20 protein-coding genes and 1 pseudogene are annotated in these 23954 nt (G+C 62.2%); 13 read left to right on the forward strand and 8 right to left on the reverse strand.

Annotated elements, in window-relative coordinates; all coding sequences use genetic code 11:
• Position 1: 1 nt before the first annotated feature.
• Positions 2 to 1297, reverse strand: coding sequence for a PotD/PotF family extracellular solute-binding protein (locus AB3X86_RS33670; RefSeq protein WP_368599303.1), 1296 nt, complete (start codon positions 1295 to 1297; stop codon positions 2 to 4).
• Positions 1298 to 1378: 81 nt separating this feature from the next.
• Positions 1379 to 2437, reverse strand: a complete 1059-nt coding sequence (locus AB3X86_RS33675; RefSeq protein ID WP_176122144.1) for an ABC transporter ATP-binding protein — start codon at positions 2435 to 2437, stop codon at positions 1379 to 1381.
• 317 nt (positions 2438 to 2754) lie between these two features.
• On the opposite strand from AB3X86_RS33675, the gene AB3X86_RS33680 reads away from it, so the two are divergent.
• Genes AB3X86_RS33680 through AB3X86_RS33690 form a run of 3 tightly spaced genes read left to right on the forward strand, consistent with a single transcriptional unit; the run spans position 2755 to position 5052 of the window.
• A complete protein-coding gene (locus tag AB3X86_RS33680; RefSeq protein ID WP_368599304.1) occupies positions 2755 to 3720 on the forward strand; it encodes a polysaccharide deacetylase family protein in 966 nt (321 codons plus the stop codon).
• Positions 3717 to 4472: a GntR family transcriptional regulator gene (locus AB3X86_RS33685; protein ID WP_368599305.1), complete on the forward strand. Its 756-nt coding sequence runs from the start codon at positions 3717 to 3719 to the stop codon at positions 4470 to 4472. The genes AB3X86_RS33680 and AB3X86_RS33685 overlap by 4 nt, the downstream gene beginning before the upstream one ends.
• On the forward strand, positions 4462 to 5052 hold the full coding sequence (locus AB3X86_RS33690; RefSeq protein WP_368599306.1) for a flavin reductase family protein: 591 nt from the start codon (positions 4462 to 4464) through the stop codon (positions 5050 to 5052). Before AB3X86_RS33685 ends, AB3X86_RS33690 begins: the two co-directional genes overlap by 11 nt.
• Positions 5053 to 5233: 181 nt before the next feature.
• On the opposite strand, the gene AB3X86_RS33695 is transcribed toward AB3X86_RS33690, so the two are convergent.
• A complete protein-coding gene (locus AB3X86_RS33695; RefSeq protein WP_368599318.1) occupies positions 5234 to 5947 on the reverse strand; it encodes a gamma-glutamyltransferase in 714 nt (237 codons plus the stop codon).
• Positions 5948 to 5978: 31 nt separating this feature from the next.
• Here AB3X86_RS33695 and AB3X86_RS33700 point away from each other — a divergent pair.
• Positions 5979 to 6215: pseudogene (locus AB3X86_RS33700) on the forward strand (MFS transporter); the annotation flags it as partial.
• Positions 6216 to 6350: 135 nt separating this feature from the next.
• Here the strand turns inward: AB3X86_RS33700 and AB3X86_RS33705 are convergent.
• The 5 genes from AB3X86_RS33705 to AB3X86_RS33725 all read right to left on the reverse strand — a co-directional run bounded on the left by AB3X86_RS33705 (position 6351) and on the right by AB3X86_RS33725 (position 12742).
• Entirely contained in the window at positions 6351 to 7931 is a 1581-nt protein-coding gene (locus tag AB3X86_RS33705) for an ATP-binding protein (protein ID WP_368599307.1), read from the reverse strand.
• 142 nt (positions 7932 to 8073) lie between these two features.
• Positions 8074 to 9003, reverse strand: a complete 930-nt coding sequence (locus AB3X86_RS33710) for a D-2-hydroxyacid dehydrogenase (RefSeq protein WP_176122158.1) — start codon at positions 9001 to 9003, stop codon at positions 8074 to 8076.
• An 18-nt stretch (positions 9004 to 9021) separates the two neighbouring features.
• The gene (locus tag AB3X86_RS33715) at positions 9022 to 9732 is read right to left on the reverse strand and encodes a GntR family transcriptional regulator (RefSeq protein ID WP_246392229.1); all 711 of its coding nucleotides are present in this window, start codon (positions 9730 to 9732) and stop codon (positions 9022 to 9024) included.
• 32 nt (positions 9733 to 9764) lie between these two features.
• A complete protein-coding gene (locus AB3X86_RS33720; protein WP_368599308.1) occupies positions 9765 to 11678 on the reverse strand; it encodes a TRAP transporter large permease subunit in 1914 nt (637 codons plus the stop codon).
• A 35-nt stretch (positions 11679 to 11713) separates the two neighbouring features.
• Positions 11714 to 12742, reverse strand: a complete 1029-nt coding sequence (locus tag AB3X86_RS33725; protein ID WP_368599309.1) for a TRAP transporter substrate-binding protein — start codon at positions 12740 to 12742, stop codon at positions 11714 to 11716.
• Positions 12743 to 12987: 245 nt separating this feature from the next.
• Here AB3X86_RS33725 and AB3X86_RS33730 point away from each other — a divergent pair, with 245 nt between their 5' ends.
• From AB3X86_RS33730 to AB3X86_RS33770, 9 genes are all read left to right on the forward strand, one after another.
• On the forward strand, positions 12988 to 14469 hold the full coding sequence (locus tag AB3X86_RS33730) for an NAD-dependent succinate-semialdehyde dehydrogenase (RefSeq protein WP_368599310.1): 1482 nt from the start codon (positions 12988 to 12990) through the stop codon (positions 14467 to 14469).
• Between the two features lie 12 nt (positions 14470 to 14481).
• The gene (locus AB3X86_RS33735) at positions 14482 to 15306 is read left to right on the forward strand and encodes an HpcH/HpaI aldolase/citrate lyase family protein (RefSeq protein ID WP_368599311.1); all 825 of its coding nucleotides are present in this window, start codon (positions 14482 to 14484) and stop codon (positions 15304 to 15306) included.
• Between the two features lie 20 nt (positions 15307 to 15326).
• Positions 15327 to 16508 carry an acyl-CoA dehydrogenase family protein gene (locus AB3X86_RS33740; RefSeq protein ID WP_368599312.1) on the forward strand — a complete coding sequence of 394 codons (1182 nt, stop codon included), beginning with the start codon at positions 15327 to 15329 and terminating at the stop codon, positions 16506 to 16508.
• 12 nt (positions 16509 to 16520) lie between these two features.
• Positions 16521 to 18299, forward strand: a complete 1779-nt coding sequence (locus tag AB3X86_RS33745) for an FAD-binding protein (RefSeq protein WP_368599313.1) — start codon at positions 16521 to 16523, stop codon at positions 18297 to 18299.
• A complete protein-coding gene (locus tag AB3X86_RS33750; protein WP_176122164.1) occupies positions 18292 to 19515 on the forward strand; it encodes a CaiB/BaiF CoA-transferase family protein in 1224 nt (407 codons plus the stop codon). Before AB3X86_RS33745 ends, AB3X86_RS33750 begins: the two co-directional genes overlap by 8 nt.
• Entirely contained in the window at positions 19512 to 21140 is a 1629-nt protein-coding gene (locus AB3X86_RS33755) for a GMC family oxidoreductase (RefSeq protein WP_368599314.1), read from the forward strand. The genes AB3X86_RS33750 and AB3X86_RS33755 overlap by 4 nt, the downstream gene beginning before the upstream one ends.
• Positions 21137 to 21886: an electron transfer flavoprotein subunit beta/FixA family protein gene (locus tag AB3X86_RS33760; RefSeq protein ID WP_368599315.1), complete on the forward strand. Its 750-nt coding sequence runs from the start codon at positions 21137 to 21139 to the stop codon at positions 21884 to 21886. Before AB3X86_RS33755 ends, AB3X86_RS33760 begins: the two co-directional genes overlap by 4 nt.
• 86 nt (positions 21887 to 21972) lie before the next feature.
• On the forward strand, positions 21973 to 22905 hold the full coding sequence (locus AB3X86_RS33765; RefSeq protein ID WP_368599319.1) for an electron transfer flavoprotein subunit alpha/FixB family protein: 933 nt from the start codon (positions 21973 to 21975) through the stop codon (positions 22903 to 22905).
• A 674-nt stretch (positions 22906 to 23579) separates the two neighbouring features.
• Positions 23580 to 23885, forward strand: coding sequence for a hypothetical protein (locus AB3X86_RS33770; RefSeq protein ID WP_368599316.1), 306 nt, complete (start codon positions 23580 to 23582; stop codon positions 23883 to 23885).
• The last annotated feature ends 69 nt before the right edge of the window (positions 23886 to 23954 follow it).

Consider the following 23954-nt stretch of genomic DNA (forward strand, 5'->3'; position numbering starts at 1 on the left):
ATCAGGCGGCGATGAACTCGTTCCACTTCTGAACCATGTAGATGTTCTCGTCCATCACCGCGTTCCAGCACGCAATCGCACTCATGCGCTGGGTGTATGAACCGCCGTCCCGCACGGCGCCGGCCTTTTCGAGCAGTTGGCCGTCCGGCGCCTTGATGTCCTGCGCGGCCGCTTTGCCTTCGATCCAGTAGTCCCATTCGTACGGCTGCATGTGCGTCTTCGCGGTCTCGATCACGCCGGGGTAGTAGCCCTGGCGCATCAGGTAGGCGCCGGCCCAGCCGTCCTGGAACCAGTTGACGAATTCGTACGCGGCGTCGAGCTTCTTGCCTTGCAGCGAGCGCGGGAAGCCGAAGCCCGAGGCCCACGAGCGATAGCCTTCCTTGAGCGGCTGAAATTTGCACGCGATGCCCATCGTGCGCACCTTCGTCACCGCCGGCGACCACATCGACTGGATCACCACTTCGCCCGACGCCATCAGGTTCACGCTTTCGTTGAAGTCCTTCCAGAACGCGCGAAATTGGCCAGCATGCTTGGCGTCGATCAGGATCTTGATGGTCTGGTCGATCTCGGCCTTGGTCATATTGCCTTTGTCGCCGTATTTCATGTGACCCATCGCCTCGATCGCCATCGCCGAATCCATGATGCCGATCGCGGGAATGTTCAGCAGCGCCGCCTTGCCTTTGAACTGCGGGTTGAGCAGTTCTGCCCAACTGTCGATCGGGCGCTTGATCAGGTCGGGACGAATGCCGAGCGTGTCCGCGTTATAGGTGGTGGGGATCAGCGTCATCCATTCGGTCGGCTTTGCTGAGAACTCGGTCGAGCGCGGGCCGGTCAGGAACATCACCTTCTTTGGCGCGGTGCCCTGGTCGCCGATCGTCTTGCCGTTGACTTCACCGCGCGTCAACACCGGCGTGATCTTGTCGGCGAGCTTGATGCGTTTGGCGTCCATGCCCGCGAGCGTGCCGGCCGGAATCAGCTTCTTGAGCGCGAAGTATTCGGTGTCGACAATATCGAACGAGTTGGGTTGCGTGATGATGCGCTTGGCGACGTCGTCGGTGGTCACTGGCACGTATTGAATCTCGATGCCGGTGTCTTCCTTGAATTTCTTCGCGATGTCGGCACTCTGATTGACCGCGGTGCCGAGGTAGCGCAACGTGATCTTTTCCTGCGCATGCACGTACGGAAAGCCGGCAATGCCGGCCGCCGCCACCGCGCCCTTGATGAACGTGCGGCGCGACAGGCCTTTTTCCTTCACATCGGTTGCGGCCACTGCCGGGCTCTCGTTCGTTTCACTCATTGCTTTCTCCTCAGTTGACGTTCAATTCGCGCTTATTCGACGCTCGGGTCACTGCAATGCGATCCGCTGCGATGCAAGCACTCAGGCTGCCAGCGGATGCGCGTCCCGCTCGTTCCACCAGATCACCACGCGCGCGTCGGGACCGAGCCGTGTCGCGTCGTAGTCGCCGTCGCTCACGAGCGAGATCAATTCGGGCGAGCCGTCGAGCGGGTCGAGCGTCATGCGCAGATGCGTGCCCTGGTATTCGGCTTCACGGACCCTGCACGGTACGCCGCCAATGCGTGTCAGGCCGCTCTCGCCGCCGGCGTTCTGCACTGGCGTGACGCCGTGCGGCACCACGCGCAGATGGTCGGCGCGCACGGTAAACAGGTGGCCATTCGTATTGAAGACGTTATGGCCGCCGAGGAAGCGGGCCACGAATTCGGTACGCGGACGGTTGAATACTTCGTGCGGTGTGCCGCTCTGCTCGATACGGCCATGGCTCATCACCACGACGAGATCGGCCAGCGCCATCGCTTCTTCCTGCGAGTGCGTGACATGCACGAAGGTAATGTCGAGATCCTTCTGCCAACGCTTGAGCTCGGCGCGCATCTGCACACGCAGAAACGGGTCGAGCGCGGAGAGCGGTTCGTCGAGTAGCAGGCAGCCCGGTTGATTCAGTAACGCGCGCGCGAGTGCCACGCGTTGCTGCTGGCCGCCGGACAACTGGGCTGGTTTGCGATCGGCATACGCGGACATCGCGACCAGTTCGAGCAGTTCGGCGGCACGCTTGCGCCGCACGTCCTTCGCGACGCCGCGCACTTTCAGGCTGAACGCTACGTTGTCGAGCGCGCTCAGATGCGGGAACAGCGCGTAGTTCTGAAACACCATTGCGGTGCCGCGCGCGGCGGGTTCGGCGCGCGTGACGTTGCGGCCCGCGATCAGAATGTCACCTTCAGTGACGGATTCATGACCGGCGATCATGCGCAAGGTCGAGGTCTTGCCGCATCCGGACGGGCCGAGCAGGCAACAGTACTGGCCACCGGCGATGCGCAGGTCGATCGCGTCGACGGCCAGCGAATCGCCATATTGCTTTGACACGTGGACCAGTTCGATATCGGCGGCTTTGGTTTCGAGCACCGTTGAAACAGGCTGAATCATGAAGGATGTGTCCTCGTGAACGGCGAACAGTGGGGCACGCGTCAAAACCAATGCGCCGCCCATGCGAAGCCATGCAAACGCAAGACGTGTGCCATCCATCGAATTGTGACGCTCGCGATTGCCGACGTACCGTTGTGCTTAACGTCTACGAGTTGGCTCACATATTGCAAACGATCCGCAGCGTCGATCGTTCGCGATCAGAAGGATGGGATTGCGCGATCACGGTGCGTCTTCGATCCGTCTCGGGGCATGAACTGACCAATCCGGTTCATCCATTACGTGTCGTGGCGCTTTTCGACATCCACGATTTCTTGCTCATGAACGACACACGGAACATGCCCGTAGCAGTGAACCGCGCGCGTCAATCGCTTGCCACGCATGGCCGCTTTGCCTACCGCCCGATCACCGATAGTGACGCGTTCCGCTGGCCTGGCGACACCGGACTCGCGGTCTATCTTGGCTTTAACATCGAGCACTTTGCGTTCGGCGAAGGCCTCGGTGCGGCCCTCGGTCCGCTCTCCCCGCAACCGGATGTGCTGAACCATAGCTGGCGCGAGTATGGCAATCGCGTCGGCGCGTGGCGCTGCATCGAACTGTTCGATCAGCTCGCGCTGCCTGCGGGCACGCTGATCAATACCGCGCTCTACGACCACTGTCCTGAACTGATCGAGGCTTGCGTCGCGCGTGGCGATGAACTGATCGGCCACGGCCACACGAACGCGCACCGGCAGAGCGACCTCGACGAAAGCGGTGAACGCGAGCTGCTGTTGCATTGCTGCGAACGGATCGCGGAAGAATCCGGTACGCCGCCGCAAGGCTGGCTGTCGCCGTGGATTTCGGAGTCGCATCTGACGCCCGATCTGCTGGCCGAGACCGGCTATCGCTACACGTTGAACTGGTGTCACGACGACCGCCCAGTACGAATGGCCACGCGTGGCGCGCCGCTGTGGTCGATTCCGTATCCGCAGGAACTCAACGATCTGCCGATGATGGTGGGCCGTCACATGGACGGCCGCGCGTTCGCCGACATGATCGTCGATCAGTTCGACGAGATGCTCGAACAGGCCAATCGCGGCGCGCAAGCGCAAGCGCTGGTGATGGGCATCGCGCTGCATCCGTATCTGGTCGGACAGCCGTACCGGTTGCGGCATCTGCGCCGCGCGCTCGAACATATCGCCACGGCGCGCGCACGAGGCGATGTGTGGATTACCACTCCAGGTGAGATCGCGAGTCATATGGACGATCTGGAGCGGGCCGGCATCGTGCGCCTGGCCGTCGCATGAGCGCGAAAGCCGGCGCGGCTACCGCGAAGAAAAACGCCGGTGACGACACGGATATCAATGCACGCATCTATCAGTCGATCTTCGACGGCGTGATGAATCATCGTTTGCTTCCCGGCACGAGGTTACCGGAGCCCGAACTGTGCCAACTGTTCGGCGTGGGCCGCGCGGTCGTACGTCGTGTGCTGGAAAAGCTCGCCTATGACGGCATCGTCGTATTGCGGCCGAACAAGGGCGCGGTAATCGCCGAGCCCTCGCCCGAGGAAACGCGCGAGATATTCGAGGCGCGGCGCTCAGTCGAACGGATGCTGGTCGAGCTTGCCGTGCAGCGCGCGAGTGCGACGGACATCAAGGCGCTGCGGCAACAACTCGCGAGCGAGCATGACGCCATGCACCGCTACGACCAGCCTTCGTGGGCGACGCTCGCCAGCGGTTTTCATATGCGCATCGCCGCGCTGGCCCGCAATTCGATCCTGCAAAATTATCTGAAGGAACTGGTATCGCGCTGTTCGCTGATCGTCGGGGTGTACGAGCCGCCGGGGCATGCGCCGTGCGAGCACGCCGAGCATGCTGCGATTGTCGACTGCATCGAGGCGCGCGACTCGGCGGGCGCAATGGGGCATATGGAAGCGCATCTGCGCGATCTCGAAGAACGCATTCAAACCTCGCGAATGCACGGCGAGAAAAGCCTCGGCCAATTGCTCGGCATCATTGAACACGCGACTACGAACCAGGCGGCCCGACATGGAAATTGATTTCGAAGCGATCACCGAATACCAGCGCTACAAGCTGATGGCGAGCCTGATCGTGCCGCGTCCGATCGCGCTCGTCACCACGCTCGGCGCCGACGGTACGATCAACGCCGCGCCGTTTTCGATGTTCAATATGCTCGGCGAAGAGCCGCCGATCGTGATGATCAGCATCAACCGCGTGGCGGACGGCACGCTGAAGGACACGGCGGTCAACATCTTGCGGACCGGCGAGTTCGTCGTGCATCTCGCCGACGAGACGATCGCCGAAGAAATGCATCGGTGCGGGGAAAGGCTGCCGCCCAACGTTAGCGAACTTGTCGAGGTCGGCTTGACGCCGGTGCCGAGCTCGTGCATTGCGCCGCCGCGCATTGCCGAAGCGCCGGTTGCTTTCGAGTGCACGATATGGGAGACGCTGGAGACCACCACCCGGCAGATCTTTATTGGCCGCGTACATCGGCTGCATGCGCGCGACGAGTTGATCGACACCGAAACGTGGCGCGTGCGTTTGCAGCACTACTTTCCGGTGGGCCGTTTCGGCGCGAGTGACTATGTGACGACGCGTAACCGCTTTACGTTGGGTTGACGTTGACGTTGAAGCGTATGGAGCACAAGCGTTAGCCCGTTCAGCGATCAACGCGCGTATAGCCGCGCTTGCGTTAGCTGGCGAATCACTGCGTCTGGACCGTGTGCGTAGGCCGCCACGTAGGCGAACCTGAACGGCCCGCGTGAACCAGCACGCGGGAAAGAACCCACGCGCCGATCCATCAGACGGTGAGCGCGCGGCCATCGCTGCGCGGATCGTGCGCGCCTGACACCGCGCCGTCCGCATCGATGCGTATCACACCTGGGTGACCCGCCAGCGGACTCTGCGTCGGGATCGCGCTCACCTCGTGGCCGCGCGCGGCGAGCGCCGCGAACACGTCGGCGCCTGCGTCTTCTTCGAGCTTCAACGCATCGCGCGTGTCGGAGAACGTCTTGCCGAGCAGAAAACGCGGACGGGCGAGTGCGGTGAGCGGGTCCATCCTGTAGTCGATCAGCCGCGTGAGAATGGCGGCGAGCGTTTGCGGCTGACCGTCGGCGCCTTGTGTGCCGAACAGCAGGTACACGTCGCGTGCGCCCGCCGTGAATATCGGCAGCGTAGGCGGCTTGTCGTATATCGGCTCGCCGAGTCCCCAGAAACGGATTACCTGGCTGATAGCCGTGTCGTCGAGCGGCAGCGACGTTCCGGCGAGCCGGGTTTCGCGCAGGCCTTCCGAAGGCTCGGCCCTGAACAGGCAAAGCCGCTGACCGTTGTCGTGAACGTAATACGATGCGCTTTCTTTCGTCAGCGCCGCCAGCGCGTGCAGCGCTGGCTCGACGACCGACGACAGATGGAACGACTGCTCGAACAGTTTGCCCAGATACAGCAGCCGATGTCCGAGCGAATAGTTGCCCGCCTGCGAGCGCACCACATAACCCATACGTTCCAGCGAGTTCATCAGTCGATACACCGTCGTTTTGTGCATGCCGGACGTTTGCGCGAGCAGCGCGGTGGCTGCGGGTCTCGCAACGGTCAATGCAATCGCGAACCTGCTTGGCGGCGGCTTGATGGTGAACGTGTACGGATGGGTGAAAGAGGCGACGGGCAGTTACGCGCTGGCGCTGATGCCGCTGGCGATGCTGACGATCGTGAGCGTCGCGATGCTGTTGCTGCTGACCCGCCGCGCACACGCGACCCCGGTCGCCGGCAAGACGGAGACCGTCTGAACATGGGGCGCATCGCGAGAAGAACGTTTCTCGTGGTCGTCTACCAGAAGGACAATCCTCATGATGCGCTCCTCTTTTCCCTGGGAGCGCCTTAGCAAGCTGCGCGCCTAATAAGGCAAGTGGCGCGGTAGATATTCATTCTCCGATCAACCTTGCGATGACTTCCAGAAGTTTTGCGGGGGCGACCGGTTTGCCTAGGTAGTCATCGAAACCGGCGGCTCTTGCGTGTGCCTGATCTTCCTGTCCGAGGTGCCCGGTAAGCGCCACCGCTGGGACTCTGAGACCTTCCTGCCGCAAAGACCTTACAAATTCGTATCCGCTCTCTCCGGGCATGGTCAGATCAGAAACGATTACATCGGGCAGATCCTGCCTGATTGCCCTGCGGGCTTCTTCGGCTGACCGCGCAGTTTGCACCATCGCGTCCTCCAGCTGAAGCGTGAGCGCAAGCGCCTCCAGAGTGTCGACGTCGTCTTCGACGAACAGAATTGTCCTTCCTGCAATCGTTGATCCAGTGAGAATGTCACCCGGGGACCGCGGGACCTTGGCGGGAGACGTTCCAACGGCAGGCAATATCACTGTGAATATGGAACCTTTGCCCGGCCCATCGCTGTGCACCGTTATCTCACCGCCGTGCATGATCACGATGTTTCGTGCGATCGAAAGGCCCAGACCTAAACCACCGCATTTTTTCGCAACCGGGCTTTCCACCTGAACGAAGGGCTGAAATATATCGTCCAGCCGGGCCTCCGCGATTCCTGTACCCGTGTCCGCAATGCTGACGCGTACGATGTTTCCGTCGGCGACAAGCGAAGGCAGGATTTTCCCGCCCCGGTTCGTATGTTTCAGGGCGTTGCTGAGCAGGTTCCCAAAGACCTGGCGAAGCCTGGCCGCGTCACCGTAGATTTCAACTTCGTCGGCGACTACATCCGCGACGAAGATACCTTTTTCGTCAGCGATGGGACGAACGTCCTGCAGGGCAGCCTGAAGACAGGCCGTAATTGAAACGGGAAGTCTCTCAATGGAAAACTTACCCGTGCTGATACGAGCCGCATCAAGCAGATCATCAACCAGCCTGGTCTGTGTCAGGATATTGCGGCGAATAACGGAAATGCCGTTGTGAACGAAGTCTGCATCATCCGCGGCTTGGTCGATGAGGTTTGCCCACGCCAGGATGGCGGTCAAAGGCGATCGAAGCTCATGCGAAACAGTCGCAACGAACGCGTCCTTCGCTTCGTTTGCGCTCTGGGCAGCGAGTCGCTGCTCACGCTCGCTTTCCATCAGCGCAGCCCGTTCCGCTTCGAGGCGCTTCTGCCCCGAAATGTCGATCGTTATCCCGTCGAACCTGACTGCGTGACCAGCGTCATCGAAGCACGTGCTTCCTTTGGCCCGGAGCCAGCGCACATGCCCTTCAGGTGAAACAGTCCGGTACTCAACGTCGTATGACGCGTGGCTTTCAATCGATGTCTGAACTGCAGCACGGACTTTCGACCGGTCTTCGGGATGGATCCGGCGATAGAACGTTTCGATATCAACCTCGGCGTCCGGCGTATCAGCGCTCAGCCAGAAGTGCGTCTTGCATCGAGCATTCCAGTAAAGCCGCCCGAGAGGCAAAGGGCAGTAGAACGTGCCGATCTCGGCAGCCTCGGCGGCCCGTCTGAGCCGATCGCGCGTTTCTTCGGCGGATTCCAGATTCAGACGCAAGCGGTAGTCGGTCATTTTGTCCTCTCGCAGATTGGTATCGGCACTTTACGATCAGCGCAGTGCCTCGCGACCGACTCCCAAAAGGAAGCGCCACGGATTGACACGACGGCGCGGAGCAGCTTGAAGAGGCGCAACACTACCTCGTCGAATTTCGCTTTCAGCGCCGCGCGTAATGCTGCTCGATGCCTTGCGCGAGCTGTGTGACGAGCCGCTGCATCGCCACCTGAGTCCGCCATGCGACATGTGGAGTCACGATCAGATCCGTGCGCGCGCTGGTCAACAGCGGATGATCGATCGCTGGCGGCTCCTGCTCGAGGACGTCGAGCGCGGCATTCGCGATCAGCTTGCGGTCGAGCGCCTCGATCAGCGCCCCCTCGTCGACGATGCCGCCGCGCGCGGCGTTCACGAGCGACGCGCTGCGCTTCATTCGCTCGAATTCGGCGAGACCGAACAGATGCCGCGTTTCGTCGGTAAGCGGGCAGTGCAGGCTGATCACATCCGCCTCACGCAGCACCTCGCCGAATGCAGTGTAGCCTTCGCGCACCGCCCTGGCGTGCCTGCGCTCGGCGAAGAGCACACGCATGCCGAACGCGCCGGCCAGTTCGGCGAGTCGCTTTCCACCGTGACCGGCGCCGACGATGCCGAGCGTCGAACCATGCAAATCCTCGATCGGATGCAGTTCAGCGTAAAAAGTGGATGACCCGCTCCAGCCTCCAGCATAAACGTCGTTCCAGTACGGAACCAGGTTGCGGCGCAGCGCGAGCATCAGTGCGAACGCGTGCTCCGGCACGGAGATCGTCGAATAGCCCGGACATGCGACTACTTCGATGCTCCGTTGGCGGCATGCTTTCATATCCAGATGATTGATCCCTGCGGCCGGCACGCCGATCACTTCCAGTTGCGGCAACTGCGCGAGCATCTCCCCCGTCAGCGGAACCTTGTTGGTCACGACGATCTGCGCGTCACGGCAGCGCTGTAGCACCTGTTCTTGCGTAGTGGACGAATATTCGACCCAGCGATGTGGGAACGGAAACTCGGGTAGATCGGCCGACAGCGTCGCGCGGTCCAGAAAGACTATGGTTTTCAACAAGCTACTCCAGGCTCATTAACGTTCGGACGCGCTCGTGGACACGGTGTCGAGCATGCGCTTCTTGCCCGTCTGCACGTGATTCTCGAAAGCCTGTGCAGCGGCGTCGGCCTGACCCGCACGCAGCGCCTCGAAAAGCTCGCGGTGTTCTTTCGCGGAACGCTGCATCTGCGCGAACGAATACACACCTTTGTGAATGTAAAGCGTCAGTTCATCTGCGACAGCCTGGTTGATCGTGATCAGCCGCGGATTCTTGGTCGCTGCCATTAGTTGACGGTGGAACTCGGTATTCAGACTCTGATACAGAGGGGTGTTGCGCTCGGCCACGGCGGAGTCCATCTTGTCAACGAGAAGGCTCAGCGACTGCTCCTCGTCGGTGGTCAGACGCAGAGCGGCGAGACGTCCCGCCGTGCGTGCGAGCCCTGCTCGAATCTCATAGAGATCCATCGCCTCTTCGAGCGACAGCCGCCGTACTTCGGCGCCCCGATTGGGGACGATTCGCACGAGCCCCGCCTGTTCGAGCGAGCGCAGGGCCTCGCGCGCCGAATTGCGGCCGACGCCGATCTGGTTTGCGAGCGCCTGCTCATTCACGCGTTCGCCGGGGCGCAAGTCCCCCCGCTGAATCATGGCGCGCACCTGTTCGCGAATGTCTTCGAGCTTCGACGCAATTACCTCGGGCGCGCGCGCGTTCGCCTTGCCGTTCAGTTCACTGTCAAACGCGTTTTTCATGTTGATTGCCCCTTCTGTGTCATTCGATACCTTTATTTTGCTTGCAGAAAACCCGTCGATACCCACGGAACCAGCACTATCACGATGAGGGCCACCGCCAAAGCCCCCAGATACGGCCAAACGCGGCGCATCGCGGTGGACGGGTCGACCTTGCTGACCGCGCACGCCGCATAAAAGCCGAGGCCAAGCGGCGGCGCGAACAGGCCCAGTCCCATCGCGAATACCACGACCATTGCATAGTGCACGTCGGAGATGCCCATCGCACGCGCAATCGGGAACAGGAGCGGCCCGAATAGTACGATTGCCGGAATTCCTTCCAGAAAGCTGCCGAGCATCACGAACGTAATCGCGGAGATCGCCAGGAAGCCCAGTTTGCCCCCGGGCGCAGCCATCATCAACGTGGCGAGTTGCGCGGAGAAGCCTGACTGCGTGAGCGCCCATCCCATCGCCGTGGCACACCCGATGATGATCAGTATCGCGCCAGACAGCGACGCCGTTTCCACCAGAATAGGATAGAGCCGGCTCCAGTCGAAGCGGCGATACAGTAGCAAACCCACCGCACAGGTGTAAGCCACGCCGATTGTCGCCACTTCCGTCGCCGTCGCAATGCCTTCCACCACGGCCGCGCGGATCACGAAGGGCAGCGCGAGCGCAGGCAGCGAGATCAGAAATGCGCGGCCGACCTGGGCCCGCGAGGCCCGTTGCACGCCTTGCAGGATTTCCCCGCGGCTTCTGAACCAGACGACTGCCGCGAGTGCTACCGCGCCGACCACGGCCGGCATGAAGCCGCCTGTGAACAGCGCGGCAATCGAAACGCCGGTTACCGATCCAATCGTGATCAGCACGAGGCTGGGCGGAATGGTTTCCGACATGGCCGCCGCCGAACTGAGCATTGCGACGAGGTCGCCTTCATTCGCACCGCGCTTTTTCATTTCCGGGAACAGGCCCGGCGCGAGCGCAGCCATATCGGCCACCTTCGAGCCGGAGATGCCGGAGACGAGGTACATGGCGCCGATCAGCACATAGGCGAGGCCGCCGCGCTTGTGCCCGATCAGCGAAGCGAGGAAACGGATCATCGCTTCTGCAAGCCCCATCGCTTCCATGAGCCCGCCTAGCAGGATGAACAGCGGGACGGCGAGCAGGATCAGGCCGGACATCCCCTGATTCATGGTACTCACGACGATCGTCAACGGTGCGCCGGTGACGGTCGCGAGATAAGCAAACGTGCACACCCCGAAGGCGACCATGATCGGCACTCCGAGACAGATGATCGTGATTACGCCGACAGCGAAAAAAAGGACCAGGCTGACCGCGGTCAGTGGCGCGAGCGCTTGCCGTGCGAAATAGAGCGCAATTGCGACCCCGGCCACCAGCGCGAACGCCTTCACGCAATCGCGCAGTGACGAGCGCTCGAGCAACCGCGTAACGGCGAGCACGAGCATCAGCACGGCCGCCACGGGAATCGCGGCCGCGGGGATGGCATTCGGCAGATCGAGCGCCGGCGTGCTGATGATCCATTCGTTCATCGCCCAGTCTGTTGCCGGCCGTACCAGCAGCAGCACGAAAGTCATCACGATGAAGTTTCCAAGCGTTTCCGCGAACGCGCGGTTTTGCGGGGACATTCTGGCGACGAACATCGTCAGCCGCAGATGTTCGCCGCGCCGCAACGCCACCACTGCGCCCAGCATCGACAGCCAGATGAACAGGATCGACGCGAGTTCGTCACCCCAGATCAATGGATCCTGCAGCACGTAGCGGCAGAAAACGTTGGTGAGCAGCAGCACCACTTCGGCCACTAGCAGCAACGCAGCGGGCACTTCGGTGATCCACTTGATGGCCAGTTCCAGTGCGCTGCCGACGCGCACGACCTTCGATGCCGCATGTCGTTCCTTCGGCGCGCCCATGTCGTGGGCGAACACCTGCTCGGGATGAACTCGGGAAGTCATGACTCGTTCTCCAGAAACTCTTCGGTGGTCTGCGCTCATGCGAGCTTCTGCGTGTACTTCTCGAGCAACGCCCACGCTTCATCGCCGTATTTCTTGCGCCACTGGTCGTAGAAGCCGGCCTTTTGCAGCGAGGCGCGGAACGGCTGGATATCGGGCTTGTTGAACGCCATTCCGTGTGACTGCAACTTCCCGATCAGCGATGTGCTCAGTGCGGCGACGTCTGCGCGTTCAGCCACTGCGGCCGCATTCAGGTGTTTCGCCACGATCGTCTGCAAGTCCGGCGGCAGCTTGCCCCAGGACCGCGCGTTGCCGAGAAACCAGAAGCCGTCCCAGATATGGCCGGTCAACGAGCAGAACTTCTGGACTTCATAGAAGCGTCCGGTTTCGATCAGCGCGAGGGGGTTTTCTTCTGCATCAACGACCTTGGTTTGCAGCGCCGAATACGCCTCGCTGAAGTTGATGCTGGTGGGCGAGGCGTCGAGCGCCTTGAACATCGAGGTCCAAAGGGGGCTGACCGGCACGCGAATCTTTAGGCCTTTCAGGTCGGCCGGGCTTTGCACCGGCTTGACCGAGCTCGTGAGATGCCGAAAGCCGTTGTCCCACGGTTTCTCCATCGCGACGAGCCCGACCTTCGAGATCGCCGTGCGGATGTGGCTCCCGAGCTCGCCGTCCATTGCTGCCCACACCTGGTTGTAGTCCTTGAACGCGAAGCCGATGCCGTTGATCGCCGAGACCGGCACGAGCGTCGACAGCACCACGCCACCCTGGGTCAGGAAGTCGATGGCGCCCGATCGAACCTGCGACAGCATGTCGGTATCCGTGCCCATCTGACCGTTCGGGAAAATCTGCAACTCGACGCGGCCGCCGGATTCCTTGTTGATGGCGTCCGCGGCTTCTTTCGCGCGAACGTTGAGCGGATGGGACAACGCGAGGTTGTTCGCGTACTTCAGCTTGAACTGCGCAGTCTGCGCCCGAGCGAGCGACGGCAAGGCGCCGGTCCCCATCGCCGCCACCGTGGCGGCTCCGAACGTTTGAAGAAAGGTACGACGGGAATACAAACTCATTTTCGTCTCGCTCCATGGAAAGGAAGTGCTGATGACGCATTCGGCGGCGCCGGTGGCGTTCTTTTTGTGAAACTCGTCTACTGAAAGTGCATGCGGCGAATGATATTTCGCTGACACACACTCTAAAAGTGTTGACACTTCGATGTCAAGGTGTTGATATAAGAAAAAGAGTGCATACAAAGTGAACCCCCGGGAAAGCACCTACAAAGCCGGGAACATCCGGGACACCTGTCAGGAGGAAGCAAATGGAATTAGAGGCGCACTACCGCGAGCACGGCTTGCTGCTCGGGGGCCGCTGGCAAGCCGCGACGGCTGACAGCTGCCAGCATTCGATCAATCCGGCGACGGAACAGCGGCTGGGCTATCTGCCGCTGGCTACGCAGGCACAGGTCACCGAGGCCATCGACGCCGCGTCCGACGCCTCAGCCGCAATGCGCAAGCTCACGCCGTGGGAGCGCTCAGCGCTGCTGCGCCGGGCTGCGACGCTCATCCGCGAACGCACGCCGCAGCTCGCGCGAATCGTCGCGCTGGAAACAGGCAAGCCGATCGCACAGGCCAGCGGGGAAGCGAATGCGTCCGCAGAGTCGATCGACTGGTTCGCCGATGAAGCGCGCCGTGTGTTTGGGATGTCTTACGAAAGTCGCGTCAAGGGCGGCCGGTATCTAGTGCATTACGAGCCGCTCGGGGTGGTCGCCGCTTTTACGCCGTGGAATTTCCCGCTGCTACTGCTGGCCCGCAAGATGGGTCCGGCGCTGGCTGCCGGCAACACGATCGTGATCCGGCCGTCGAACGAAGCGGCCGGGGCGACGATGGCACTGGTGCGCTGTTTCGTCGATGCCGGGTTTCCCGAGGGCGCGGTCAATCTGGTGATCGGCAAAGCCGACTCGATTACGCCGACGATCATGGCCGACCCGCGCGTGGCGAAGATCAGCTTCACCGGCTCGGTGCCTGTCGGCCGTCAGATCGTCGAAATGTCCGCGAAGACCCTCAAAAAGGTCACGATGGAACTTGGCGGCCATGCGCCCGTGATCGTGCATCGCGACGCCGACATCGGCGCATTTGCGCACCTCGCGTCACTCGGCAAGTTCCGCAATGCGGGCCAGGTCTGTGCGTCGCCGACACGTTTTTACATCCACGAATCGATCTTCGACAAGACCGTTAAGGCGCTGGTCGAGCGCTCCAAAGCGCTTCGCGTCGGCGATCCGTTGCAGCAGGACACCGATCTCGGTCCGCTGACCACGTCGAAGCGTCGCGACGCGATCGAACGTCTGGTCGATGAAGCCGTGAGTGAAGGCGCCAGCGTGCTATGCGGTGGCCGGCGCCCCTCGCAATTCGGTCGCGGCTGGTTCTACGAGCCGACGCTCGTCGCCAACCCCGCTTCGCACATCGGCCTGATGAACGACGAGCCGTTCGGCCCGGTCGGAACGCTCACCCCGTTCGCGACGATGGACGAAGTCATCACCGAGGCGAACCGGCTGCCGTTCGCGCTCGCGGCGTACGTCTTCACGCGCTCGATGCGCAACACGCTGGAAACCACGGAGCGCTTGCGGGCCGGCGTGGTCGGCGTGAACACGTTCGTGGCATCGACGGCGGAGACGCCATTCGGCGGCAGCAAGGACAGCGGGTTCGGACGCGAAGGCGGACCGAACGCGATCCGCGACTACATGGACACCAAATTCATCAACCTCGAACTGGCGAACGACGAGCCTCTCGACGGCACCGCCTGAATGGAATCCCTCATGAGAACCATCAAGAATCACGCGAAAGCGCAACTCGCCGCGGGTGAACTGGCACTCGGCATGGGGCTGCGCCAGGCCCGCACCGTCGACATCGCGCAGATCGCGCAGACGGCGGGCTTCGACTGGCTGTTCATCGATATGGAACACAATTCGATGGACGTCGACACGGCCGCGCAGATTTGCGCGGCCGCTCTGGTGGGCGGTGTGACGCCGATCATCCGCGTGCCGGGGCACGAGCCGTTCCACGCCACTCGACTGCTCGATACCGGCGCAATGGGCATCGTGGTGCCGCACGTGAGTACGCCCGAACAGGCCGCGCGGATCGCCGACATGTGCCGCTTCCCGCCTGCCGGCGGGCGGTCGATCCCCGGCATGTTGCCGCAGGTCGGCTTCCAGGCTCTGCCGATCGCCGATGTGGTTCGCGCGATCAACGAAGAGGTGCTGGTCGTGGCGATGATCGAGACCCGCGAAGGTCTCGAGAACGCCGACGCGATCGCGGCGGTGCCCGGCATCGACGTGCTGCTGGTCGGCGCGACCGATCTCGCGGCGGATCTCGGTATCACCGGACAACTCGGCCATGTGCGCGTAGCGGCCGCCGTCGACGCGGTGTGCGCTGCATGCCACCGGCACGGCAAGGTGCCGGGCGTCGGCGGGGTGTACGACGAGGCACTGATGACCGCCTACGTGCAAAAAGGCGCGCGTTTCATTCTCAGCGGCTCGGATCTTGCGTTCCTGATGACGGGGGCGAAGTCGCGTTCGGAAATGTTGCGTGCAATCCCGCTCGGCCACGCCGAACAAGACATGGCTCAACGCAAGGCGTCCTGATCGGACGAGGAGGAGACAGAGTGAATCCCGAATACGCAAGCAATCTGGTCAACCGGCGCGACCTCAAACCGTATCTGAATGCCGGCCAGTTCGAATTTCGAGATTCGGTGAATCGGGTGCTGACGCGCCATGCATCGCCGGAATACGTTCGCCAGTGCGACGAAGAGAAGCGCTTCCCACAGGAACTCGTGAAGGTGGCCGCCGAACAGGGCTGGTTCGGCATCACGCTGCCCGAAGCGTACGGCGGCGTCGGCGGCTATCTCGACATGGCCGCTTATCTGGAGGTCGTCGCGTACCACACCATCGCGCTCGCACGCTTCTGGAACGCCAACGTGAACATGGTGGGCGGCGCGCTGGCGCGGTTCGCTCCCGACGATATCAAGGCCATGGTGTTGCCGAAGCTAGCCGAAGGGCGTGCCTTTCTTGCCTTCGCACTGAGCGAAAACGGCTCCGGCTCGGATGCCGCCTCGCTGACGACGCGCGGCGTGGCCGACGGAAACGACTTCATTCTCGACGGCACCAAGATGTGGATTTCCGGCGCGCTGCAGGCCGACTACATTCTGACCGCGGTGCGCACCAATCCGGAAGCGAAGAAGCACGACGGGATCAGCCTCTTCCTCGTACCGAAGGAATCCAGCGGACTGACCATCAATCCGATCGATTTGCTCGGCGGCCACGCTATCCGGACCTGCGAAGTGGTGTACGACGGAGTACGTGTTCCGAAAGAAATGATCGTTGGCGGCCTGCACGTGGGTTGGAAGAAGCTCACCGCGGTGCTGTCGAAGGAGCGCATCGCGTTGTCGGCGATGTGCGTGGGCGGCGCGCAGGCGGCAATCGATCTTGCGCGCTGGTATGCGAACGACCGCAAACAGTTCGGGCAGTCGATCATCGATTTCCAGGCCGTGTCGCATCTGCTCGCCGATATGCAGACGCGCGTGGATGCCGCTCGCCTGATGGCGTTTCGGGCGGCGAAGCTGCTCGACGAAGGCGAAAGCTGCGACGTGGAGTCGTCGCAGGCGAAGTACTTCGCGTCGGACACCTACGTGCAGGTCGCGACCGACGGCATCCAGATCATGGGTGCCAATGGCTACTCCGCCGAATACGCGATGCAGCGTCATTACCGCGAAGCCAAGATGTTCCAGATCTTCGGCGGCACCAATCAAATCCAGCGCAACATCGTGGCGCGCGCGCTCAAATCGTAAGCGGAGACAGACGTGACGGCAGTTCGGACATTGGAGAAATTGGGCTTTGGCGTCGACTACGCGCAAGCCGACGTAGTGGTGGTCGGCGGTGGCGGCGCGGCGTCGCGTGCTGCCGTGTCGGCGGCACAGGCCGGTGCGAAGGTCCTCATGCTGGCCAAGGCACCGGTCGGACAGGGTGGCAGCACGGTGCACGGCGCCAGCGAAATCATGAGCATGGGGGCATCCGGCTACGGCAGTCCCGACGACAGCGCAACCGTGCACTACGAAGACACGATGCGTCCGGCAGCCGGCTTCATCGATCCCGACCTGGTGCGCGTTCTGGCGGAGGACGCACCGAAGCGCATCGCAGACCTGATCGAACTCGGCGTGCCGTTCGACCGCGTCGCCGATGGCTATAAGCTCATCCGCAGCGACTTCGGCAGCTATGCGCGCGCGCTGGGCGTGAAGGGCAAAACCGGCAAGGCCTTCGTGGGCGCGCTCGCCGAGCAGGGCAGAAAGCTCGGTGTCGAGACCCGTCAGCCGGCGGCGTTGATCGACCTTCTGCGCGATTCGACCGGGCGCGTGAGCGGCGTGGTTGCGATGGACCTCGATTCGCGGCGGCTGCTGGTGGTCGCGGCGGGGGCCGTCGTGCTTGGCACGGGCGGCGCGCACGGTCTGTTCTCGCAGCAGGTGTCGACAGCGGAGATGACTGGTGACGGCCAGGCGATCTGCTTCCGCCACGGCGCAGAACTCGTGAACATGGAGTTCCACCAGTTCGGGCCGGCGATGGTGCACCCTTACGTGCAACTCTTCAGCAAGTCGTGCTTCGTCCTGCATCCGAAGATGCTCAATCGCGACGGTCACGAATTCCTCCCGGACTATCTGCCGACGGGCGTGACGCCCGAGGCTGCAATGGACGAGAAAGTGTTCCCGTTCACGATCTCGAACGAGTCGCGCTATATCGATATCGCGATCGCAACGGAAATCGCGCAGGGCAGGGGCACGGAACGCGGCGCGGTGCATTTCTCTTTCGCCGACATCGCCGAGGAACGGTTGGCGGCCACCATTCCGAACACCATGCGCTGGATGCGCGCCAAAGGGCTCGATCCGAAGCGTGATCTGCTCGACGTCGGGATTGCTTTTCAATGCCTGAATGGCGGTGTCCGGATGACCAACACCGACGCGATGTCGACCATCGAGGGGCTCTTCGTGATCGGCGAACTCGCGGGCGGCGTGCGCGGTCCGGATCGTCCGGGCGGCAACTCGCTTGCAGAAGGTCAGGTGTTCGGTCATCGCGCAGGCGTGGGTGCGGCCGCATACGCACGCGGCAGCGCGGCGCCGGGCACGTCCGATGTGACGCCGCTTGCACGGCGCCTCGAAATGGCGCTAAAGCCGAATGCGTCGTTCGACGCTCGACGTATCGCCTCCGATCTGCGTGCAGCGATGCAGGCGCATTGTCTCGTCGATAAGACCGAGAGCGGTCTGTATATCGCGTTAGCCGCCGCTCGCGAGGCGCGCGCGGCGTTTGCCGCAGGGGGCGGGGCCACGCCGCAGCAAGTGATCGATGCGTTGACGATCGACAACATGGCGGCGACTGCCGACGTCATCGTGCAAGCGTGTATCGAGAGGCGCGAGTCGCGCAGCAGCCACTATCGCACCGACTATCCCGAGCGCGACGATGCCCGTTTCAGTCACGCATTGACCATCACGCGCGGTGAAGCCGACCCGTTCCGTCTCACCTACGACGTGCTCGATTACCCTCGTCCCGAATTCATGGACACATCGCATTCCCAGGCGGCACATCATGGATAAGAAGCAAGTCGGCCCGTTGTCGGGCTACCGCATTCTCGATCTCACCGTCATGACCGCGGGTCCGGTCGGTACAGTGCTGCTTGCCGACCTCGGCGCGGACGTGATCAAGGTTGAGGAACCGAACGCCGGTGACCTCTCGCGCAATCTCGGTAATCAATTCGTCGAAGGCGAAAGCGTGCAGTTCCTGTCGCAGAACCGTAACAAGCGCAGCATCCGGCTCGACCTGAAGTCGCCGAAAGGACGCGATGCATTTTTGCGCATGGCGGAGCAGGCCGATGTCGTCGTCGAAAACTTCCGGCCAGGCACGGTGGATCGGCTCGGCATCGGCTACGAGGCCGTGAAAGCGCGCAATCCGATGATCGTCTATGCAAGCGTGTCGGCGTTCGGACAAAGCGGTCCTTACGCCGCGTGGCCCGCAAACGATCCCATCGTGCAAGCTGTCGCAGGTCTCATGGACATGACGGGCGAAGCCGGCGGCAATCCGGTTCGGCTCGGGGCGCCGTTGCCGGACTTCGGCGCGGCTGCGCTGCTCGCGTTCGGCATCTCTGCGGCGTTATTGCATCGCGAACGGCATGGCGAAGGTCAGCGCATCGATACGTCGCTGCTGTCGGCTGCGCTTTTCAGCACCATCCCGCGCGACGGCGAGACGCTGAGAAGCGGTAAAGCGCCGGAGCGCCTCGGCAGCGGCCATCCGACGATGGTGCCGTATCGCAACTATCAGGGCTCCGATGGCCGCTATTTCTTTGCCGCCTGCTTCACCGAAAAATTCTGGCAGAACCTTTGCCGGGCGTTGGGCCGCGAAGACTTGCTGAGCGATGAACGCTTTGTCGGCAACACCGCGCGGACTGCCAATCGGCATGCGCTCGACGTCATCCTCGAACAGCAGTTTCTGCTGCATACCGCCGAATACTGGGTGGCGCATCTGAGCGCCGCGGACGTGCCATGCGCGATCGTGCAGGACTATCACACCGCGTTGACGCAGGACCCGCAAATCGCGCATAACCACGCGGTCGTCGAGATCGAACATCCGCTTGCGGGCAGGGTAACGAACATCGCGAGTCCGGTGAATTTTCACGGCAGCCCGGTGGCTTACCGCCGTGCGCCGCCCACGCTCGGACAACATACGGCTGAAGTACTTGCCGAGTTCGGTTTCGCCGAGGAGGAGATCGCAGCACTCGAAGGTCGTGAACCGGCCGCCGTCGGAGAGAAGTCATGAAATCGTACACAACGGACTACGTGATCGTCGGCGCGGGGACGGCGGGTTGCGTGCTCGCCAACCGCCTGACCGAAGACCCGAACGTCAAAGTGATTCTTGTCGAAGCCGGCGAGCGCGATCGTCACCCGTTCATCCACGTACCGGCCGGCTTCGTGCGATTGCTCGATCATCCAACCGTGACATGGCGCTATCGCACGCTAGCCGACACCGAGACCTGCGGCCGCGCAATCCTGTTTCCGCGTGGACGCGGACTCGGCGGTTCCAGCGCGATCAACGGCCTGCTTTATGTGCGCCCGTTTGCGGAGGATATCGATAGCTGGGAGCAGTCGGGCGCCAGGGGCTGGACCTTCGGCAACTGTCTGCCGTTCTACCGCCGCTCTGAAACGTGGACCGAGGGCAACAGTCCGCAACGCGGCACGCATGGTCCGATCCAGGTCAGCCGGGTGGAGAATCCGCCGGAGATTTGCGGTGCGGTCGTGCAAGCTGCCCAAAAAGCCGGTCTCGAGTTTGTAGATGATCCAAACAGCGACACGCGCGGTCCGTCGATCTGGTACTACCAGCAAACGCGCGACGGACGTCGCCGCTCCAGCGCGGCGCGCGGTTATCTGCGGCCCGCAATGGCGCGGCCGAATCTCACGGTGGTGACCGGCGTCCAGGTGTCCGGGCTCGACATGAACGGCACGCACGTGAGCGGCATCAATGCGACAACGACCGCGGGCGTTCCGATCCAGTTTCGCGCGACCCGCGAGGTCATCCTGAGCGCCGGCGTGATCGGCACGCCAAAGCTGCTGGAAATGAGCGGCATCGGCGATAAGGACGTGCTCGACAATGCGGGCATTCGAACACGCATCGCGTTACCGGGCGTCGGCAACAATTTGCAGGATCACTATGTAGTCCGGCTCGGCTATCGGGTCCGGGGTGCAGGTACCGCGAACGAGCGCTCGCATGGACTCGCGCTCGCGCGCGAAATGATGCGCTACGTCGTGTCGGGGACCGGCGTACTGACCTATAGTGCCGCGATCGTCGGCGGCTTCGCACAGACGCGGCTCGACGTGCAATTCGTGATCGCGCCAGGCAGCTTCGCCGAGGGACGGATCGGAGTGCTGGAGTCGGAGCCCGGCGTCTCCTGCGGCGTCTGGCAGATGCGCCCGGAAAGCCGTGGGCACGTGCACATCACCAGCAGCGAGGTCGCTGCAGCGCCGACGATCGCACCGTCATACCTCAGCAGCGAACTGGACCGTAACACGATGGTGGAAGGACTCAAGATCGGCCGCCGGATCTTCGCGCAGCCCGAGGTCGCCCGCTATATCGTCGACGAAACCGTACCAGGCCGTCAGGCGGACACTGATGAGGCGTTACTGCAATACGTGCGTGACAATGGCTCGACTGTGTATCACGCGGTTGGCACGTGCCGGATGGGAGAGGACGAAATGAGCGTCGTCGATTCCGAAATGCGGGTGCGCGGAACGACCGGCCTGCGCATCGTCGACGGCTCGGTGATGCCGTCGATAACCTCGACCAACACCAATGCGACGGTGCTAATGCTAGCCGAGCGCGCAGCTGACATGATCCGTTCGCCGATGACTGCGCGCACGGCTTCGGCATATTCGAAGGAGACGGTATGAAAGTGCTGGTAGGTGTAAAGCGAGTGGTCGACTACAACGTGAAGATCCGGATCAAGTCGGACGGCACGGGTGTCGACATTGCAAACGTGAAGATGTCGATGAATCCGTTCGACGAAATCGCGGTTGAGGAAGCGGTCCGGTTAAAGGAAGCCGGCGTGGTTAGCGAGGTGGTGGCGGTTTCTTGCGGTGTTGCGCAGGCGCAGGAGACGCTGCGTACGGCGTTGGCGATAGGCGCGGATCGTGCTGTCTTGATCGAGTCATCCGAAGACCTGCAGCCTCTGGCCGTTGCCAAGCTGCTCAAGGCGCTGGTCGACAAGGAACAGCCTTCGTTGGTATTGCTGGGCAAGCAGGCCATCGACGACGACTCGAACCAGACCGGGCAGATGCTCGCCGCTTTGGCTGACCTTCCGCAAGCGACGTTCGCTTCGGAGGTCGTTGTGGCTGACGGGAAGGCGACCGTGTCGCGCGAAGTGGACGGCGGAGCTGAAACGCTGTCGCTGAGGCTTCCCGCCGTGGTCACAACTGATCTACGCCTGAACGAGCCGCGCTACGTGACATTGCCGAACATCATGAAGGCGAAGAAAAAACCGCTGCAAACGATCAGGCCCGAAGACCTCGGCGTCGATGTCACGCCGCGTCTTAAAACACTGAAAGTCGCCGAGCCGCCCAGGCGTTCCGCCGGGGTGACAGTGCCGGACGTAAAGACGCTGGTCGAGAAGCTGAAGACCGAAGCAAAGGTGCTTTAGAAAGAACGGCAACTATGTTGCATGGGACTGGAGTAAGCGCTAAAGCGCTAACTCCAGTCGACACGGAGACAAAGCAAATGACGAATCTGGTTAGCCTGGTAATAGCAGAACACGATAATGCATCGATCAAGGCCGCGACGCTGACTACCATTGCAGCGGCGAAGAAGATCGGCGGTGAAGTTCACGTGCTGGTCGCGGGTCACAATGCGCAGCCCGTAGCCGACGCGGCAGCGAACATCGCGGGCGTTAGCAAAGTATTGCTGGCCGATGCGCCGCAACTCGAAGTGGGCCTCGCGGAAAACATCGAAGCGACGGTGCTGAATATCGCAAAGAACTATTCGCACATCCTCGCTCCGGCCACCGCCTACGGCAAGAACGTCGTGCCGCGTATCGCCGCGAAGCTCGACGTCGCTCAGATCAGCGACATCACCGCAGTCGATTCACCCGATACGTTCGAGCGTCCGATCTACGCGGGCAACGCCATTGCGACAGTGCAATCTCAAGACCCGATCAAGGTCATCACGGTACGCACGACTGGCTTCGATGCCGTCGCAGCGGAAGGCGGCAGCGCCTCCATCGAGAAGCTCGAAGCGGCAGCCGACGCAGGCATCTCGCAGTTCGTGAGCCGCGAAGTGACGAAGCTCGATCGTCCGGAACTGACGTCGGCAAACATCATCGTGTCGGGCGGCCGGGGTCTCGGCAGCGGCGAGAACTACACGAAGGTGCTGGAGCCTTTGGCAGACAAGCTCGGTGCAGCGATGGGCGCATCGCGTGCAGCCGTCGATGCGGGCTACGTGCCGAACGACTATCAGGTCGGTCAGACTGGCAAGATCGTCGCGCCGCAACTGTATATCGCGGTCGGCATTTCGGGTGCGATCCAGCATCTTGCGGGCATGAAGGACTCGAAGGTGATCGTCGCGATCAACAAGGATAAAGAAGCGCCGATTTTCAGCGTCGCGGATTACAGCCTCGTCGGTGACCTGTTCACCGTCGTGCCCGAACTCGTCGGAAGCCTATGAGGCCCTTGATGACTGGCTGCTCGCGTTCACTGGCGGAGAAACCGGGCACTGCGACGGGCGGCCATCATGATGGCATTGTCGAGAGATTAAGGCACGCCCCTTGCGGCGCTTCATTCATGTGAACGGCCGATGCTGGCTTGAAATATCCTCGCTTGAGTGAGCCATGAAACATCTAAGTAAGACGTTTTTCGCTTCGGTTCTCGTCGTGGCACTGCCGGCAATAACATACGCACAAGTCGGCGGCAGCGCTGACGGGACGGCAACATCCCGTGCCGGCGCGGGGCGGATGAAAACCCCGAGTGGAAGAGGATACGATTCGCCGGATGTCACGGGTAGTGGCGTCGGTGCGGCGGGCACTAGCCCTTCGACGCGATCTTCCAAGCGCAAGGCCAATGGTCTGAATATGGGTACCCGCGACGGCGCGAACAGCGACGTCAACAGACCACGGAACGGCCCAAGGCAAGACGGCCAGTAGCCAGCCGGTTGCACGCGGCGTCATTCGCCGCGGCCGTGAATGTCGTTACGCACTGCAGCATCGAGCGCGGCATCGCTCTCTGCTTCGCCATCACCGGATAACTGCCGATCTCTCCTGCTAGTGCACGCCCGAAGCCTGCCGAACGCAGACAGGCGAGACCACCGTCTCACAGTCGTCGTACGAGGCTCGCAGTTCGCCGTTGACGCGCGAGCCGGTCGTCGCGATCGAGCAGTTGCGCATGATGAAGATCGGTGTCGAATGCCGAAGTGGCAGCAGCCGAGGATGGCGAGAGGCAACTTTAGCGACGCCGTTCAATGCCCTGCGCAAGAGCGGTGGGGCGCGCACCGAAGAGATTTGGAACGTCGTTTGCTCAGATGTCTTCGTCGGCGGTGGCACACTGCGCTTGCGCTTCGGAAGCCTCAAGTGCATGGATCAATTTTCTGTCGTGGACCCGATCGTTGATGAGCACCGTTGCACCGCAGACTGTTACGCGCGAAGCGCGTGATCGACGGCACCGGTAGAGCAGAGACGGTAGAAATGCAAAAGAACATGGTGTGGGCCGACAACGCGAAGT

The sequence above is a fragment of the Paraburkholderia sp. BR14374 genome (genome assembly GCF_040948685.1).
GTDB classification, from domain to species: Bacteria; Pseudomonadota; Gammaproteobacteria; order Burkholderiales; family Burkholderiaceae; genus Paraburkholderia; species Paraburkholderia youngii.